This is a genomic window from Streptomyces sp. NPDC018029 (assembly GCF_044327655.1).
Classification (GTDB): domain Bacteria; phylum Actinomycetota; class Actinomycetes; order Streptomycetales; family Streptomycetaceae; genus Streptomyces.
Genome location: NZ_JBIRFV010000001.1, coordinates 528,304 through 545,653, shown reverse-complemented (window position 1 = coordinate 545,653; position 17,350 = coordinate 528,304). Strand labels below are relative to the sequence as shown.

Here is a 17,350-nt window from a genome sequence, read left to right as displayed (position 1 = left end):
GACAGTACCGGTCGTATCGGCTGGTATCCGCCCAGACCGGAAACGATTTGGTGGAGCACGGGTATGACCGTGTAATGTTGGCGGAGCCGCCGGGGAAACCGGGCGGACAAGCAAGGGGCTATAGCTCAGTTGGTAGAGCGCCTGCATGGCATGCAGGAGGTCAGGAGTTCAATTCTCCTTAGCTCCACAGGATATGAGCGGGCCACCCGATTCGGGTGGCCCGCTCTTTCGTTGTCCTGGCCGTTGTTCCGGCTTTCGTTGTCACACCCTTCTTGCCGTCGCTACTGTCTGCCGCTGCCGAGTGCGCGGCGGCCCCGGCCCGGCGGGAGCACGGCCGGCAGCGTCCGGGGTGCGGGAAGGGCCGTCTTCGGGGCCTCCTCGATGCGCAGGGCGAGCGCGGGACAGCGGCGCACCGCGCGGGTGGCGCGTGCTTCGGAGTAGCGCGGTACGGACGCCTCCGCCACCGAGGGGAAGCCGTCCGGGCCCAGTTGGATGAGTTCGGGCACGATGTCCGCGCACAGCCCGTGGCCCTGGCAGAGCGTCCAGTCGACGGCGAGCTTGCGGCCACTGGGCGTCTCCGCCCGGGGCGCGTCCGCCTGGAGGGGCAGGACTCCCTCGACGGGGCGGCCGCAGCCGCCGCCCAGGACGTGGGCCGCGAGGTCGTCCGTGAACGCCGAGATCGACGACTCCAGGAAGGCCGCCGAGCCGTCCGGGTGCTTGCACGCGCCGCGCCGCTTCACGGCCCGGGTCACCTCGCGCAGCGCTTCGAGAGCGGTCGGCCCGCCGCCCTGGAGGACGTCGGCGAGGCCGCGGGCCGCCGCGGGGAGTCCGAGGTAGCAGGGGCCGCACTGCCCCGAGCTCTCGGCGGCCAGCCAGTGCGCGACCCGCAGCGACTCCCCGAGCGGGCAGGTGCCCGCGCCGATCGGCAGGATCGCGCCCGCGCCGAGCGCGCCCCCGCAGGCGTCCAAGGAGGCGCGTGAGACGACCGCGTCGTGTGCCGTCATGCCGTCGAGCCACTTGCCGTGATAGCCGCCCGTCAGCACGCCCTGCGGGAGCGCGGGCGCGCCGGCGAGTTCGAGGACGTACCGCAAGGGCACTCCCGTGGGGACCTCGACGACCATCGGCCGTGCGACCGCTCCGGAGAGGGTCAACAGGACCGTGCCCGGCTCGTCGCGCAGGCCGGTGCGGCAGTAGCGGTCGGCGCCGGCCCGGGCGGCGACGGCGAGCTGCGCGAAGGTCTCCGCGTTGGAGAGCAGGGTGGGGGCGCCGCCCACTCCGGAGTCGGCCGTCCGCATCTTGCGGCCCGGTGGCAGGGGAGGTCCGCCGTCCGCCGAGCGGACGAGCGCGGAGGACTCTCCGGTGACCATGCGTACAGGATTGCGCTGCACGCGCGCGCGGAGGGCGGGCCCGCGCCGGTTGCCGAGGCCGCGCTCGGCCAGCGCGGTGCGCATGGAGTTCTCGGTGGAGTCGCGGGTCACGCCGACGACCAGCGTGCGGGCTCCCAGGGCCTCGGCGGCGAGCAGGGCGCCGTCCAGGATGAGGTGCGGGGCGCGGTTGATCAGGACGGTGTCCTTGCGGCAGGCGGGCTCGTCCTCGCTGCCGTTGACGACGACCACGGGGCGTACGCCGCGGCGTATCGCCGCGTCGGCGACGGCCCGCAGCTTCTGGGCGAAGGGGAAGCCCGCGCCGCCCCTGCCGCGCAGCGCGATCTGCTCGGCGAGGCGGGCGAGGGGTTCGCCCGCCATGGGTTCCAGAGGGCCGTGGACCTTCAGGTGCATGGCGAGGTCGAGGCGTTCGACCAGGTCGAAGCCGGAGGTGAGCAGGGGCAGGCCGACGACGCGGACTTCCGGGACATCAGGCAGCGGGGCGTTCACGGGTGGCCTCCGGTGGCGGCGTTCCAGGGCTCGCCCGCGCCGGGGGCCTGAAAGGGCCGGGGCAGCGGTTCGGTGGCGGGGCCACTGTCGTACGCGGGGTCGAGGGGCGCGTCGTACGAGGGGTCGTAGACGGGCTGAGGGGTGGTGTCGTACGTGGGCGGGGGCGCGATGTAGGGCGACTCGGCGGGTGGTGGCGGGCAGGGCGCCGGCCAGCGGCCTGTGGGGTCGGCGCGGGGTGGTGGGACGGTGGGGTGCGGGGGAGCGTTCGGGGTCAGCGCGCGGTAGGCCGCCGAGATGCCGGCGACCGGCTCCGGAGAGGGGGTGGGGGCGGTGGTGCCGGGCAGCGGGGTGGAGGCGGTGTCCCGCGCGGGCGGCTCGGCCCGGAGGGCGGTGTCGCGTTTTGACCGTGGTGCGGCGTCGCGGTCCGGTTCGAGCAGGGCGAGGATCCGGGCGGCGACCTTCCGCTTGACCGGGCGTGGGGCCGCACGCAGCGCGACGGCACCGGCGACCCCGACCAGGCACAGGGCGTACAGCGCGATCACCCACCCCGCTGGCGGGCGGCCCGCGTACAGGCCGTGGATCAGCCCCGCACACCAGGCGGGATAGGCCAGCATGTGCAGCGACCGCCAGCGCGATGCGATCCGCGCGGGAGAGGCGAAGGCGCTGCGCAGGGCGCCGGTGACGGCTGTGGCGATCATGAGGATGCCCGCGAGCGAGCCGAGGCCGATGAGTCCGGCGCTGCCGGAGACGCCGAGCCCGAACGGCATGAGGGCGCCGAACAGCGACACGTGGTCGAGTGCCACCTTGACGGTGCCGTGCAGCAGCAGGAAGCCGACGGAGGCGATCGCGGTGGTGCGGTGCACGGCCTGGGCGAGCAGGCGCTGGCGCGGATGCAGGAACAGGCGGTCCGTGGCGACCAGGCCCCAGACGACGGCGGCGGTCAGGCAGACCAGGGAGAGGACGCCGGTGGTGAAGTCGATCGCGGCCCGTAAGCCGTCGCTGCCCGCGAGGACGAGCAGGGGTATCAGCAGCAGGGCTCCGGTACCGAGCAGAGCACTCTTGCGGTGGAGGTGCAGAGGGTTCATGGGGGCGGCTCCGAAATGGTTCGGTCCCGCCGCATGCTAAGTCGCTCCATACCGGTGGGTACGGGATTTGAGTTATTGCGTTGTTATCAAAGTGCGACACGATCTTGGTGTTGCCCCGATAGTGGGCGGTACGCGGAGTAACCCATGGCCAATGGTTGGGGATCGGCCGGGGCCGGCAGGGTGCCGCTCGGGAATCGACCGGTTCTCAGGCCGCCCGGGCGGCGTGGGCGGAAGCTCGTCGCGGGGCGCGGGAGGGCTGCGGTACCCTGACGCCATGCGTGCCGTACGCCTTCTGCTTAGCGGGCCGCGCTGATCAGTCCCGACCGCCGGTGATCGCGGTCGGAATCGGCGCGGCGTCCCCTCCTGTGCGAGGGGCATTTTTATTTGGCCCAGCAGGCCGATTCCGTGGGCAGAGACGATCGATGGAGCTTTGAGGATCATGAGCGAGACGAATTCTGCTGCCGCCTCCGAGGTGGCCGCGCCGCACCGCTATACGGCCGCTCTGGCCGCCGAGATCGAGGCACGCTGGCAGGACTTCTGGGACGCCGACGGCACCTACGAGGCGCCGAACCCGAGCGGTGACATGGCCGCGCGCGACGAGGCCGAGACCGCGCTGGTCGGCAAGCCCAAGAAGTTCATCATGGACATGTTCCCGTACCCCTCCGGAGCGGGCCTGCACGTCGGCCACCCGCTGGGCTACATCGCCACGGACGTCTTCGCGCGCTTCCAGCGCATGACCGGACACAACGTCCTGCACACCCTGGGCTTCGACGCCTTCGGCCTGCCCGCCGAGCAGTACGCCGTGCAGACGGGCACCCACCCGCGCGTCTCCACCGAGGCCAACATCGAGAACATGAAGGCCCAGCTGCGCGCACTGGGCCTGGGCCACGACAAGCGGCGCTCGTTCGCGACGATCGACCCCGAGTACTACAAGTGGACCCAGTGGATCTTCGTCCAGATCTTCAACTCCTGGTACGACGCCGACGCCGAGAAGGCGCGGCCGATCGCCGACCTGGTCGCGCAGTTCGACAGCGGTGACCGCGCCGTACCGGGCACCACGCGCGCGTGGAGCGAACTGGACGCCGCCGAGCGCGCCGACGTGCTGAGCCAGTACCGCCTGGCCTACGCCTCCGACGCGCCCGTCAACTGGTGCCCGGGCCTGGGCACCGTCCTGGCCAACGAGGAAGTCACCGCCGACGGCCGCTCCGAGCGCGGCAACTTCCCCGTCTTCAAGGCCAAGCTGCGCCAGTGGAACATGCGCATCACCGCGTACGCCGACCGCCTGCTGGACGACCTGGACGCGCTGGACTGGCCCGACGCCATCAAGCTGCAGCAGCGCAACTGGATCGGCCGCTCCGAAGGCGCCCGCGTGAACTTCCCCGTGGGCACCGAAGGCGACGCGATCACCGTCTTCACCACCCGCCAGGACACCCTGTTCGGCGCGACCTACATGGTCCTGGCGCCCGAGCACGACCTGGTCGACAAGGTCGTCCCCGCGGCCTGGCCCGAGGGCACCCACGAGACGTGGACCGGTGGACACGCCACGCCCGCCGAGGCCGTCGCCAAGTACCGCGCCTTCGCCGCGTCGAAGTCCGACGTGGAGCGCCAGGCCGACGCCAAGGAGAAGACCGGCGTCTTCACCGGCGTCTACGCCACCAACCCGGTCAGTGGCGAGCAGGTCCCCGTCTTCATCGCCGACTACGTCCTGATGGGCTACGGCACCGGCGCGATCATGGCCGTCCCGGCGCACGACAGCCGCGACTTCGCCTTCGCGCGCGCCTTCAACCTGCCGATGCGCTGCGTGGTCGAGCCGTCCGACGACCGGGGCACCGACACCCGCACGTGGGACGACGCCTTCTCCTCGTACGAGGCGAAGCTGATCAACTCGTCGAACCAGGAGATCTCCCTGGACGGCCTGGACGTGGCGAGCGCCAAGGCCCGCATCACCGGCTGGCTGGCCACCCGCGGCATCGGCGAGGGCACCGTCAACTTCCGCCTGCGCGACTGGCTGTTCAGCCGCCAGCGCTACTGGGGCGAGCCCTTCCCGATCGTCTACGACGAGGACGGCATCGCCCACTCGCTGCCCGAGTCGATGCTGCCCCTGGAGCTGCCGGAGGTCGACGACTACTCCCCGCGCACCTTCGACCCGGACGACGCGGACACCTCTCCGGAGACGCCGCTGTCCCGCAACGAGGACTGGGTCAACGTCACCCTGGACCTGGGCGACGGCCCCAAGCAGTACCGCCGCGAGACCAACACCATGCCCAACTGGGCCGGTTCCTGCTGGTACGAGCTGCGCTACCTGGACCCGCGCAACGACCAGCAGCTGGTCGACCCCGCCGTCGAGCAGTACTGGATGGGCCCGCGCGAGGGGCAGCCGACCGGCGGCGTCGACCTGTACGTGGGCGGCGCCGAGCACGCCGTGCTGCACCTGCTGTACGCGCGCTTCTGGTCGAAGGTCCTGTTCGACCTGGGCCACATCTCGTCCGCCGAGCCGTTCCACAAGCTGTACAACCAGGGCATGATCCAGGCCTACGTCTACCGGGACAGCCGCGGCTTCCCGGTGCCGGCCGCCGAGGTCGAGGAGCGCGACGGCAAGTTCTTCTTCGAGGGCGAGCCGGTCAAGCGCGAGCTGGGCAAGATGGGCAAGTCCCTGAAGAACGCGGTCACGCCGGACGAGATCTGCGACGAGTACGGCGCGGACACCCTGCGCCTGTACGAGATGGCGATGGGCCCCCTGGACGTGTCGCGTCCCTGGGACACGCGCGCGGTCGTCGGCCAGTACCGTCTGCTGCAGCGGCTGTGGCGCCTGATCGTCGACGAGTCGACCGGTGAGGTCACCGTCGCGGACGTCGCCGAGGCCGACATCGACGAGGCCACCCTGCGCGCCCTGCACAAGGCCATCGACGGCGTCCGCCAGGACCTGGACGGCATGCGGTTCAACACCGCCATCGCCAAGATCACCGAGCTGAACAACCACCTGACGAAGGTGGGCGGCACGGTACCGAAGTCCGTCGCGGAGCGCCTGGTGCTGCTGATCGCGCCGCTGGCCCCGCACATCGCCGAGGAGCTGTGGCGCAAGCTGGGCCACACCGACTCGGTCGTCCACCAGGACTTCCCGGTCGCCGACCCGGCGTACGTCGTGGACGAGTCCGTGACCTGCGTCGTGCAGATCAAGGGCAAGGTCAAGGCGCGCCTGGAGGTCTCCCCGTCGATCTCCGACGCGGAGCTGGAGAAGGTGGCGCTGGCCGACGAGAGGGTCGTGGCCGCGCTGGACGGTGCGGGCATCCGCAAGGTCATCGTGCGGGCGCCGAAGCTGGTGAACATCGTTCCCGCGTAACGGCATGCGCCGGGCGGTGCGTAACGGCACGCGCCGGGCGGCATAGGGGTCTTCCCTTACGGGCAGGTTGGGGGTTCCGCTGGAACCTCCGACCTGCCTTCTGCGTTTACGGTGGAGGAGTCGCTGAAGCGGACTTCGCCGGCGCACGCTGGACTGGACTGGACTGGACTGGACCGGATGCGGAGAGGAGCGTCATGGAAGCCGTGGGCGCGATCGTGGCGCTGCTTTTCGTGCTGTTCTTGGTGCTGGGCGTCTATCTGACGGTGAAGGCCGCCCGGGCGGCCAAGCGGGGCGTGGACCGCACCATCCAGGAGGCCCGCCGGACGGTGGAGGACACCACGCTGCGGGCGAAGAGCTTCGCGGTCGGCCCCGCCGCCGAACTGGCGCAGCTGCGCCTCTCCTTGCGCACCTCCATGCGCGCCACACAGGACGTCCTGCAGGCGGGCGCCGCCGACGACGCGTCGCTGAAGGAGACCCTGCAGCTCTTCGACCGGCTCAGCGTCCACGGACACGAGCTTGACGACGACCTCAGGCGCCTGGAGCGAGACCCGGACAAGGCCGCCTTGGCCGAGCGGCTCCCCGAGATGCGGGAACGCACGGAGCAGATCAAGAAGGCCGCCGACTCCCTGCGCTGGTCGGCGCGCGACCGGGCCCGCCGGTTCGCCAATGACGACCTGGACTCGCTGAGCTCACAGATCGACATGGAGGCGGGCGCCCTGCGGCACTGGACGACGGAGCCGCCGCCCGCCGAGGCTCCCGCCGCCTGGCCCGAGCCCGCGGCGGACACCGACAAGGACGCCGAACAGGCCTGGTCCGAGCCGTCCGGGTCCACCCGGCAGACGGACCGGGAGCAGACGCGGCCCGCGATCACCCCGCCCACCGCCAGGCCGGCGTATCCGTGGGAGAAGAAGACCAAGCCGGAGAGCACGACCTGAGGTGCGCGGGGGCCGGGCTGCCACCCGGCGGCGCAGACAGGTAATCTCCAGCTCATGTCCCGCCATGTCGCGATCGTCACGGATTCAACGGCCTACCTGCCGCAGCCGACGATGGACCGGCACGGCATCACCGCGGTGCCCCTGACCGTGGTCCTCGGGGACCAGGCGCTGGAGGAGGGAACCGAGATCTCGGCCCGCTCGCTCGCCCTGGCGCTGCAGAAGCGGAAGCCGGTGACGACCTCCCGGCCCAGCCCCCAGCTCTTCGCCGAGACGTACCGGAAGGCGGCCGAGGCGGGCGCCACGGCCATCATCTCGCTGCACCTGTCCGCCGAGTTCTCCGGGACGTACGACGCCGCGGTCCTCGCCGCGCAGGAAGCGCCCGTGCCGGTGCGGGTGGTGGACACCGGCATGGTCGCGATGGCTCTCGGCTTCTGCGCCCTGTCGGCGGCGCAGGCCGTGGAGGCGGGCGACTCGGTGGAGGAGGCGGTGGCGGCCGCGGAGAAGCGGGCCGCCGGCACGTCCGCGTACTTCTACGTCGACACCCTCGACTATCTGCGCAGGGGCGGCCGCATCGGCGCCGCACAGGCGTTGCTGGGCTCCGCGCTCGCCGTCAAGCCGCTGCTGAAGCTGGACGGCGGCCGCATCGACATGCTGGAGAAGGTGCGGACGGCGTCAAAGGCGATCGCCCGCCTTGAGGAGATCGTGGTCGAGCGCGCGGGCAGCGGCCGGGTCGACATCGCGGTGCATCATCTGGCGGCGCAGGAACGGGCTTCGGTGCTCGCCGAGCGGCTCAGGGAGCGGGTGCCGGGCCTCGCGGAGCTGCACGTCAGCGAGGTCGGCGCGGTGATCGGGGCGCACACTGGGCCGGGGTTGCTGGGAGCAGTGGTCTCGCCTCGATGAGGCGCCGTTCAGCCTTGGGCTCTCCCGCTTGAACTCCCTCCCTTTGGGCTCTCTTGCTTGAGCTCCCTCGTGTGGGTGACGGAGTTATCCACAACTGCCGAGTAATCCACGGAATTTGAGCAAGATCAACAGCTTTCTGCCGCTGTGCCTAACGTCGTCGGCATGGCGATTCGATCACTTTCCAGTTCCAGGACAGCTTCCGCGACGAGCGGCCCCGGCCGCGCTCCCGCGTCCGACGGCCGGGCGAACCACCGCCAGGCCCGTGAGCGGGCCCGCCGCAGACGAGCCTCGGCCGCCTCCCCGGCCGCCTCTGCGGAGGCGGTCCGGCTGCGGGCGGAAAGCCTCTTTGCCGAGCCGCAGTCGCCCTCGCGACTGTCGGGGTCTCCGCGGCTGGACGTGGCGGCTGCCGACGCCGAGTTGGTGGGCGGGGCTCCGGTCGGGGCCGGATCGGTACCGCGTGCGTCCGTGCCCGCGCCGGGGTGGGCACGGGAGGCGGAGGCGGAGGTGGGGGCGAAGGTGGGGGAGCCACCTGACCCGGGTGGGGAGGCCAGGCCGGGGCCCTCGCGGCGTGAGCGGATGGGGCTCGCCCTGCGGGAGCGGCTGCCCGTGTGGCTGCAGTCGCGGTGCGGTCTGGAGCGGCGCAGCGTGGTCGCTCTCGTCGTGGTCCTCGCCGTCGCGGCGGTGTTCGCAGTGCAGCACTTCTGGTCGGGGCGGACCCAGCCCGTGCGGCCGCCCGAAGTGGTGCGTGCGGCGGGCGCCGCCGCTGACCGGGGCGCGGAACCGGCTCCGTCGCCGGGCCCTCCGGCGCAGGCGGGACGGGCCTCGGGGAGCGGGGGCGGTGCGGGCGGCCCGGGTGGCCCGGGTGGTGCGACGGCCGCCGGTGGCGCCGCGGGCGTGATCGTCGTGGACGTCAGCGGGAAGGTCCGCCGCCCCGGGGTGCATCGGCTGCCCGCCGGGTCCCGGGTGGCCGACGCCCTGCGGGCCGCCGGCGGGGTCAGGCCCGGCACCAAGACGGACGGTCTCAACCGGGCGCGGTTTCTCATGGACGGTGAACAGGTGGTGGTGGGAGGAGCCGCCACAGCGGGCGCGCCGGGTGCGGGCACAGGAGCAGCGGCAGGCGCGGGGGGAGCGGCAGCGACGACGGGAGCGGCAGGAGTGGGCGGGGTGCCCGCCACCGCCCCGATCGGTCTGAACACGGCGACCGCCGAGCAGCTCGACCAACTTCCCGGCGTCGGACCCGTGTTGGCGCAGCACATCCTCGACTACCGCGCGGAGCACGGCGGTTTCCGCTCCGTCGAAGAGCTCCGCGAGGTCAACGGCATCGGTGACCGGCGCTTCGCCGATCTCCAGGATCTCGTACGGCCATGACGCGCCCGGCAGTTCACCTCGCGTCGGGTCACCGGCTTGGTGCCTCGAACCCCCGGCAGGAAGGCCCGGCCGACCTCCGGCTGGTGCCGCCCGCACTGGCCGCATGGGGGACGGCGGCACTGATGCTGGACGCCCCGACGCGGTGGGCGGTCACCACGGTGGCGGTCTGCGTGCTCGTCGCCGGAGCGCTGATGGTGACGTGGACGCTGGGGCGGCGGCAGTCCGTGGGGCGTCGGGAGCGGACGCGGCGGCGGCAGTGGGGAAGGCTCTCGGTGGCCGCGGTTCTGCTCTGCACCGCCGGGGCGACGGTCTCCGCGGCTCTGCACGGCGCGGACCTGCGCCGTGGCCCAGTCCCCGGACTGGCCGCTGAATACGCGGAAGTCGACGCGGAGTTGAAGGTCACGTCCGACCCCCGGCGCTCCCGGCCTCCCGTCGCGCGTGCGCACACGATGCCGCCCGCGGTCGTCCTGGACGCCGAGGTCGTGCGGGTCAGGGAGGCGGACGGGACATCGACCGCGACGCGCACGCCGGTCCTGGTCGTCGTGCGGACGGGGAGCCCGGACTCCGCGAGGAGCGTGGGCAGGGGTGGCGTGGCCGCGCAGCGGGGAGCGGGCTCCGGTGGCGGCGGCGAGATGGTGGGGTGGGGTGCCGGTCCCGGTGACGTGGCCGGGGAGCGAGGAGGCGGTCCCGAGGGAGGTTGGCTCGCGTTGTTGCCGTCGACACGGGTGCGTGTGCAGGCACGGCTGGCGCCGCCCTTGTCGAAGGGGGAGCGCGTTGCTGCGGTGCTGCGGGTGTCGGGGGAGCGGGCGCCGCGGGTGGTCGGGGCGCCGTCCGGTGCGCAGCGGCTGGCGGGGCAGCTGCGGGGCGGGCTGCGCGAGGCCACGGACGGTCTGCCGGCCGACGCCCGCGCACTGCTCCCCGGGCTCGTCATCGGGGACACGTCACGGGTGCCGGCCGAGCTGGACCAGGCCTTCCGGACGACCGACCTCACGCACCTGCTCGCCGTCAGCGGTGCGAACCTCACGATCGTCCTGGTCCTGCTCATCGGGCCGCAGGGCACCGCCCAGCGGGTCGAGCGGCGCGGTCTGGCACCGAAGCTGGGCATTCCGTTGCGGACGACGGCGGTGCTCGGCGGGGGGCTCACCCTCGGATTCGTCATCGTCTGCCGGCCGGACCCGAGCGTGCTGCGGGCCGCGGCGTGCGGACTGATCGCGCTCCTCGCCATCGCCACCGGGCGACGCAGGTCCCTCATTCCCGCGCTCGCCGCGGCGGTTCTGCTGCTCGTCCTGTACGACCCCTGGCTGGCCCGGAGTTATGGGTTCCTGCTCTCCGTCCTGGCCACCGGCGCCCTGCTCACCCTCGCGCCGCGCTGGGGGGCCGCATTGCGCGGCCGAGGGGTCCCGCCGCGGTTCGCCGAGGCGTTGGCCGCCGCGGCCGCTGCGCAGGCGGTGTGCGCGCCCGTCGTCGCCGTCCTCGCGGCCCGGGTGAGCCTGGTCGCGGTGCCGTGCAACCTCCTCGCGGAGTTCGCGGTCGCGCCCGCCACCGTGCTCGGCTTCGCGGCGCTGGCGGCGGCGCCGGTCGCGATGCCCGTCGCCAAGGCGCTGGCCTGGGTTGCGAGTTGGCCCACCGAGTGGATCGCGGGAATCGCCCGCACCGGGGCGGCGCTCCCCGGGAGCGGGGTCGACTGGCCGGGCGGCTGGCGCGGCGGACTCCTGCTCGCGGTGGCCACCATGGTCCTCGCCCTGGTGGGACGCAGGATCGTGCGGCACCCCTGGCTCATTACGGCCTGTGCCGCGCTTCTCTTCCTCGTGATCGTCCAGCCTCCGCCCGTCACCCGGGTGATCGCGGGCTGGCCGCCACCGGGATGGCGCATGGCGATGTGTGATGTCGGGCAGGGCGATGCCATGGTGCTCGCGGCGGGCGACGGCGCGGGGGTGGTGGTCGATGCGGGGCCCGACCCGGTGGCCGTCGACCGCTGTCTGCGTTCGCTCGGGATCACGCGCGTGCCGCTCGTCCTGCTCACGCACTTCCACGCCGACCATGTCGCGGGCCTGCCGGGGGTGCTGCGAGGGCGAGCGGTGGGAGAGGTCCAGACGACGGGGTTCCAGGAACCGCCCGAGCAGGCCGCGTTCGTACGGGAGCAGGCCGCGGCGGCACGCGTTCCGGTGGTCCCGGCCGTGGCGGGGGAGCGGCGCCGGGCGGGCCCCTTGGACTGGCAGGTGCTGTGGCCCACGGCGGGACCGGTGCCGCGACCCGAGGGGCCGAACGACGCGAGTGTCACCCTGCTCGTGCGGACGGGAGGGCTGACCTTGCTGCTCCTCGGGGATCTGGAGCCGCCCGCCCAGCGAGCCCTGCTGCGCACCCCTGCCGCCGCGTCGCTCGCCTCCGTGGATGTGCTCAAGGTCGCCCATCACGGCTCCGCCCACCAGGACCCGGAGCTCCTGCGCAGGGCGGCACCGCGGCTGGCCCTCATCTCCTGCGGCGCCGACAACTCGTACGGACATCCGTCGCCGGTCACGCTGGCGGCGCTGCGGGCCGGGGGAGCGCAGGTGATGCGTACGGACACGCAGGGGGCGATCGCGGTGGTGGGGTCGGGCTCCCGGTCGGCGGCACCACGGCTCGAAGTGGTCACCCGGTCGCCTTGAGCTGGGCCGAGCCACCTCCGCGCCCCGCCAACGATTGCTCTCGCCCGCATGGGGCTACCGCGGGGAACCCGTCGTGAGCAGGCACGATGTGGAGGAGGGTGGGCCAATTCGGGCCAGTCGCGACACTTCGCTGCGCATCGGCAGCATTCCCGTGATCTGGGTCCGTGTTGCATCGAAAGCCGCAACGGTGATCGAATGCCTCTTCGTTGCAGTTTGCAGGTGTTGTGGTGTTGTCAAGCAAGGCGGGGGTGTGTCGCGCGTGTTCGGCCGTTGGCTGGGAAACCGTACGAATCGGGCCGGACGGACGAGACCGTTGTCGGCGCTCACGGTTCCGTCGAGCGCGGGGGTGCTCAGCTGCCGGGTGCTCGACCCGGTCAACGAGCCCGTGCGGAACGCGGAGTTCGCTGTCAGCGACGCCATGGGCCGCAAGGTCGTCAGTGGGGGCACTGACCCCTTCGGATCGTTCGTCACCGCTGTTCCGGCCGGGGACTACCGTCTCGCGGTCTCGGCGGAGGGGTTCACTCCGTACCGGGCGAGCGCCACGGTCGCGGAGGACGCGCACGCCTCGCTCGGCGATGTCACGCTCCAGGTCGCCCCGCCCCCGGCGCTCCCCGAGCCCGGCGACTGGGAGATCGACCCGCTGCACTCCTCGGTGGCCTTCACCGCGCGGCACATCGGGCTCGCCCGCATTCGCGGCCGGTTCAACAGCTTCGCGGGTGCGATCAGGCTGGGCGAGCGGATGGAGGAGTCCGCGATGCATGTCGTCATCGACGCGGCCTCCATCGACACCGCGGTCACGATGCGCGACGACCATCTGCGGTCCGGTGACTTCCTGGACGTGGCGCGCTACCCGACGATGGAGTTCTACAGCGACCGCTTCGTCCACAAGGGCGGCAGCCGCTGGGCGATATCCGGCGGCCTGACGCTGCACGGCGTGACGCGTACGGTGACGCTCGACACGGAGTACCTCGGCATCGGCAAGGGCCTCGAAGGCGAGACCCGCGTCGCCTGCCGCGCCACCACCGAACTGCACCGCGACGACTTCACGATCAGCTGGCAGACGATGCTCGCTCGCGGTATCGCCGCCGTCGGGCACAGCATCACGATCGACCTCGACATCCAGGTCATCCCCAAGACCGGCTGACCTTTCCCTACGGGGACCTACGGGGCCTCCAGCCAGCCCTCGTGCTCGGCGGCCAGTTCGTCGAGGGCCGCGGGGTCGAGACGGGCCGCGGGGTCCTCGACGACCACCAGCCACTGGGCGTCCTCGGCGTCGTCCTCGCCGGCGAGGGCGTCGCGGACGAGCTGGGGTTCCTCGGTCACGCCGAAACGGTCGGGGAGCTCTTCGGCCACCGTCTCCGCGGCATCGCGGTCGGGCAGCACCAGGACATGTCGTACGTCGGTCACCGGACCATTCTCCGACAAGGGCCGGGCGGGGTCGGGACGGGGCGGGCTCAGAACGGGCGGCTCAGGTCGGGCGGCTCGGGGCGGGGTGTCAGTGCCGCGTGGGATGCTTGACCGCGATGGCCAGGAAGACAGATACCGCAGCGTCGGACCCGCTCGCTCCCCTCACGCTCGCCGTGGGACAGGAGGAGCTGCTCCTCGACCGCGCCGTGCAGCAGGTCGTCGCGGCCGCCCGCGCGGCCGACGCGGACACGGATGTGCGCGACCTCACCTCCGACCAGCTGCAGCCCGGCACCCTCGCCGAGCTGACCAGCCCGTCGCTCTTCGCCGAGCGCAAGGTCGTCGTCGTGCGGAACGCGCAGGATCTGTCGGCGGACACGATCAAGGACGTCAAGGCGTATCTGGCGTCGCCCGTCGAGGAGATCACCCTCGTCCTGCTGCACGCGGGCGGTGCGAAGGGCAAGGGCATGCTCGACGCCGCGCGCAAGGCGGGTGCGCGCGAGGTCGCCTGCCCCAAGATGACCAAGCCCGCGGACCGGCTGTCGTTCGTGCGGAGCGAATTCCGGACCCTGGGGCGTTCGGCGACCTCGGAGGCGTGCCAGGCGCTCGTCGACTCGATCGGCAGCGATCTGCGGGAGCTCGCCTCGGCGGTCTCCCAGCTGGCGGCGGACGTCGAGGGCACGATCGACGAAGCGGTCGTCGGGCGGTACTACACGGGCCGTGCGGAGGCCTCCAGCTTCACGGTCGCCGACCGGGCCGTCGAGGGGCGGGCCGCCGAGGCGCTCGAAGCGTTGCGCTGGTCCCTTGCGACCGGGGTCGCTCCCGTCATGATCACGAGTGCTCTTGCGCAGGGGGTGCGGGCGATCGGGAAGCTTTCGTCCGCGCGTGGTGGCCGTCCCGCCGATCTCGCCCGTGAGCTGGGCATGCCGCCCTGGAAGATCGACCGTGTCCGTCAGCAGATGCGGGGGTGGACGCCGGATGGCGTGGCTGCGGCGCTTACCGCCGTTGCGGCGGCGGACGCGGGGGTCAAGGGGGGCGGTGACGATCCGGAGTATGCGTTGGAGAAGGCCGTGGTCGCGATTGCTCGGGCGGCGCGGGCCGGGCGCCGCTGAGCGCTGCGCTTGGCTTGGGCGGGGGTGGCTTGCCTGGCTGGCGGTGCCTTGTCGTCTGCGGGCCGTTGTGGCTGGTCGCGCAGTTCCCCGCGCCCCTGACGGGGCCCAGCCGCGCCCAGTCACGGCCCCGTGCCCCGCAACCCTGACGAGACTTACTCCCAGACCATAGACCCCCAGACACAGCAATGCCCCCGGAGTGGGTCCGGGGGCATTGGCGCAGCGTGGCGTACTGCGTGCGTCTGTCCGCGATTCGAGGTAGAGGGCTCGAATTACCCTCGCGGGAGGATTGATCACCGCCCCGGCGTACTGCGTACTAGCCGGGGAAAGGGCTTCAGCCCTTAAGGGCCGCGGCCTTCGTCGCAAGCGCCGACTTCTTGTTGGCGGCCTGGTTCTTGTGGATGACGCCCTTGGAGACGGCCTTGTCGAGCTGGCGCGTGGCCTCACGCGTGAGCTCGGCGGCCTTCTGGGTGTCACCGGCGGCAACGGCCTCGCGGGCCTTGCGGATCGCGGTCTTCAGAGAAGACTTGACCGCCTTGTTGCGCTGACGCGCCTTCTCGTTGGTCTTGATCCGCTTGATCTGGGACTTGATGTTCGCCACGAAAGAGCCTTTTCAGGTTCAGGTACTGCAGAGGTACTGCAGATGAATTTGATGACACGCGCCTCGACGCTTGAGAGGGCTACGAGACACAGCTGTCCACGGTACCAGCCGCCCTCGGACCGGCCCAAACCGAGCGCAGTGCGCCACCCATGGGACGATGGAAGCTACGTATAGATCCGACCCGAGGCTACAGGCGCCTCAAGAGACAGGACCCTGCGTGCCCGCGACCCCTAACAATGTGCCCGAGCCGAGCCGTACCGACCCGGCTCTGATCCGCAATTTCTGCATCATCGCGCACATCGACCACGGCAAGTCCACGCTCGCCGACCGCATGCTCCAGCTCACCGGGGTGGTCGAGCAGCGGCAGATGCGTGCTCAGTACCTCGACCGGATGGACATCGAGCGCGAGCGCGGCATCACGATCAAGTCCCAGGCCGTGCGTCTGCCCTGGGCCCCGAACGAGGGCCCGGACCAGGGCAGTACGCACATCCTCAACATGATCGACACCCCGGGCCACGTCGACTTCACGTACGAGGTCTCGCGTTCGCTCGCGGCCTGTGAGGGCACGATCCTCCTCGTCGACGCGGCCCAGGGCATCGAGGCGCAGACTCTCGCCAACCTCTATCTGGCGATGGAGAACGACCTCAAGATCATCCCCGTACTGAACAAGATCGACCTGCCGGCCGCTCAGCCGGAGAAGTTCTCCGAGGAGCTCGCCAACCTCATCGGCTGCGACCCCGCGGACGTGCTGAAGGTCTCGGCGAAGACCGGCATGGGCGTCGAGGCGCTGCTCGACAAGGTCGTCGCCGAGATCCCGCCGCCGGTCGGCGTCGCGGACGCGCCCGCCCGCGCGATGATCTTCGACTCGGTCTACGACTCCTACCGCGGCGTCGTGACGTACGTACGAGTCGTCGACGGCCAGCTCAACAAGCGTGAGCGGATCCGGATGATGTCCACCGGCGCCACGCACGAGCTGCTGGAGATCGGTGTGTCGTCCCCCGAGATGACCTCGGCCGACGGCATCGGCGTCGGTGAGGTGGGCTACATCATCACCGGCGTGAAGGACGTCCGTCAGTCCAAGGTCGGTGACACGATCACCTCCCTGCACAAGGGCGCCACCGAGGCGCTCGGCGGCTACAAGGACCCGAAGCCGATGGTCTTCTCGGGGCTGTATCCGCTGGACGGCTCGGAGTACCCGGACCTGCGCGAGGCACTGGACAAGCTCCAGCTCAACGACGCCGCGCTCGTGTACGAGCCGGAGACGTCCGCCGCGCTCGGCTTCGGCTTCCGCGTCGGTTTCCTGGGGCTGCTGCACCTCGACGTGATCCGTGAGCGGCTCGAGCGCGAGTTCGGGCTCGACCTCATCGCCACCGCTCCGAACGTGGTCTACCGCGTGATCATGGAGGACGGCACCGAGCACACGGTCACCAACCCGAGTGAATTCCCCGAGGGTAAGATCGACGAGGTGTACGAGCCCGTCGTGCGCGCCACGATCCTCGCGCCCAGCGAGTTCATCGGCTCGATCATGGAGCTGTGCCAGAACCGGCGCGGCGTCATGCTCGGCATGGACTACCTCTCCGAGGACCGCGTCGAGATCCGCTACACGCTGCCGCTCGCCGAGATCGTCTTCGACTTCTTCGACCAGCTGAAGTCCAAGACGCGTGGTTACGCCTCGCTGGACTACGAGCCCACGGGCGAGCAGTCCGCGCAGCTCGTCAAGGTCGACATCCTGCTGCACGGCGACAAGGTCGACGCGTTCTCCGCCGTCACGCACAAGGACGCGGCGTACGCGTACGGCGTGCGGCTCGTCGCCAAGCTGCGCGAGCTCATCCCGCGCCAGGCGTTCGAGGTGCCGGTGCAGGCCGCGATCGGCTCCCGGGTCATCGCCCGCGAGACCATCCGCGCCATCCGCAAGGACGTCCTCGCCAAGTGCTACGGCGGTGACATCTCCCGTAAGCGCAAGCTCCTGGAGAAGCAGAAGGAGGGCAAGAAGCGCATGAAGATGGTCGGCTCCGTCGAGGTGCCGCAGGAAGCCTTCATCGCGGTGCTCTCCAGCGACGACAGCGGCCCCGGCAAGGCCAAGAAGTAG

At 71.5% G+C, this 17,350-nt stretch carries 12 protein-coding genes and 1 tRNA gene; 9 read left to right on the top strand and 4 right to left on the bottom strand.

Features of this window, described 5'->3' with window-relative positions; all coding sequences use genetic code 11:
* Nucleotides 1–114 precede the first annotated feature (114 nt).
* Nucleotides 115–187: transfer RNA gene (locus ACH4D5_RS02390), tRNA-Ala, on the top strand.
* A 94-nt stretch (nucleotides 188–281) separates the two neighbouring features.
* On the opposite strand, the gene ACH4D5_RS02385 is transcribed toward ACH4D5_RS02390, so the two are convergent.
* A complete protein-coding gene (locus tag ACH4D5_RS02385) occupies nucleotides 282–1,874 on the bottom strand; it encodes a ferredoxin (RefSeq protein WP_398297704.1) in 1,593 nt (530 codons plus the stop codon).
* Entirely contained in the window at nucleotides 1,871–2,959 is a 1,089-nt protein-coding gene (locus ACH4D5_RS02380) for a hypothetical protein (RefSeq protein WP_398297702.1), read from the bottom strand. The genes ACH4D5_RS02385 and ACH4D5_RS02380 overlap by 4 nt, the downstream gene beginning before the upstream one ends.
* A gap of 439 nt (nucleotides 2,960–3,398) precedes the next feature.
* Between ACH4D5_RS02380 and leuS the strand changes: the two genes are divergently transcribed.
* The 6 genes from leuS to ACH4D5_RS02350 all read left to right on the top strand — a co-directional run bounded on the left by leuS (nucleotide 3,399) and on the right by ACH4D5_RS02350 (nucleotide 13,291).
* A complete protein-coding gene (gene leuS, locus ACH4D5_RS02375) occupies nucleotides 3,399–6,299 on the top strand; it encodes a leucine--tRNA ligase (protein ID WP_398297700.1) in 2,901 nt (966 codons plus the stop codon).
* 194 nt (nucleotides 6,300–6,493) lie between these two features.
* Nucleotides 6,494–7,234 (top strand): hypothetical protein, encoded by a 741-nt coding sequence (locus ACH4D5_RS02370; RefSeq protein ID WP_398297698.1) that lies wholly within the window; start codon nucleotides 6,494–6,496, stop codon nucleotides 7,232–7,234.
* A gap of 54 nt (nucleotides 7,235–7,288) precedes the next feature.
* Nucleotides 7,289–8,134, top strand: a complete 846-nt coding sequence (locus ACH4D5_RS02365) for a DegV family protein (protein ID WP_398297696.1) — start codon at nucleotides 7,289–7,291, stop codon at nucleotides 8,132–8,134.
* Between the two features lie 162 nt (nucleotides 8,135–8,296).
* Complete coding sequence (locus tag ACH4D5_RS02360) at nucleotides 8,297–9,502, top strand: helix-hairpin-helix domain-containing protein (RefSeq protein ID WP_398297694.1); 1,206 nt, start codon at nucleotides 8,297–8,299, stop codon at nucleotides 9,500–9,502.
* Entirely contained in the window at nucleotides 9,499–12,147 is a 2,649-nt protein-coding gene (locus ACH4D5_RS02355) for a ComEC/Rec2 family competence protein (RefSeq protein ID WP_398297692.1), read from the top strand. The genes ACH4D5_RS02360 and ACH4D5_RS02355 overlap by 4 nt, the downstream gene beginning before the upstream one ends.
* Before the next feature lie 259 nt (nucleotides 12,148–12,406).
* On the top strand, nucleotides 12,407–13,291 hold the full coding sequence (locus tag ACH4D5_RS02350; protein WP_398298505.1) for a YceI family protein: 885 nt from the start codon (nucleotides 12,407–12,409) through the stop codon (nucleotides 13,289–13,291).
* Between the two features lie 17 nt (nucleotides 13,292–13,308).
* Here ACH4D5_RS02350 and ACH4D5_RS02345 read toward each other — a convergent pair whose 3' ends face one another.
* Nucleotides 13,309–13,554, bottom strand: coding sequence for a hypothetical protein (locus ACH4D5_RS02345; RefSeq protein ID WP_398297690.1), 246 nt, complete (start codon nucleotides 13,552–13,554; stop codon nucleotides 13,309–13,311).
* A gap of 116 nt (nucleotides 13,555–13,670) precedes the next feature.
* On the opposite strand from ACH4D5_RS02345, the gene holA reads away from it, so the two are divergent.
* Entirely contained in the window at nucleotides 13,671–14,663 is a 993-nt protein-coding gene (holA, locus tag ACH4D5_RS02340; protein WP_398297688.1) for a DNA polymerase III subunit delta, read from the top strand.
* Nucleotides 14,664–14,994: 331 nt separating this feature from the next.
* On the opposite strand, the gene rpsT is transcribed toward holA, so the two are convergent.
* The gene (gene rpsT, locus ACH4D5_RS02335; RefSeq protein WP_365355753.1) at nucleotides 14,995–15,261 is read right to left on the bottom strand and encodes a 30S ribosomal protein S20; all 267 of its coding nucleotides are present in this window, start codon (nucleotides 15,259–15,261) and stop codon (nucleotides 14,995–14,997) included.
* Nucleotides 15,262–15,478: 217 nt separating this feature from the next.
* Here rpsT and lepA point away from each other — a divergent pair, with 217 nt between their 5' ends.
* Nucleotides 15,479–17,350: a translation elongation factor 4 gene (gene lepA / locus ACH4D5_RS02330; RefSeq protein WP_362995725.1), complete on the top strand. Its 1,872-nt coding sequence runs from the start codon at nucleotides 15,479–15,481 to the stop codon at nucleotides 17,348–17,350.

Coding starts and splice junctions, on each gene's coding strand:
- ACH4D5_RS02360 (WP_398297694.1), top strand. CDS start 8,297: ATGGCGATTCGATCACTTTCCAGTTCCAGGACAGCTTCCGCGACGAGC.
- ACH4D5_RS02380 (WP_398297702.1), bottom strand. CDS start 2,959: ATGAACCCTCTGCACCTCCACCGCAAGAGTGCTCTGCTCGGTACCGGA.
- holA (WP_398297688.1), top strand. CDS start 13,671: ATGGCCAGGAAGACAGATACCGCAGCGTCGGACCCGCTCGCTCCCCTC.
- ACH4D5_RS02355 (WP_398297692.1), top strand. CDS start 9,499: ATGACGCGCCCGGCAGTTCACCTCGCGTCGGGTCACCGGCTTGGTGCC.
- ACH4D5_RS02370 (WP_398297698.1), top strand. CDS start 6,494: ATGGAAGCCGTGGGCGCGATCGTGGCGCTGCTTTTCGTGCTGTTCTTG.
- leuS (WP_398297700.1), top strand. CDS start 3,399: ATGAGCGAGACGAATTCTGCTGCCGCCTCCGAGGTGGCCGCGCCGCAC.
- ACH4D5_RS02365 (WP_398297696.1), top strand. CDS start 7,289: ATGTCCCGCCATGTCGCGATCGTCACGGATTCAACGGCCTACCTGCCG.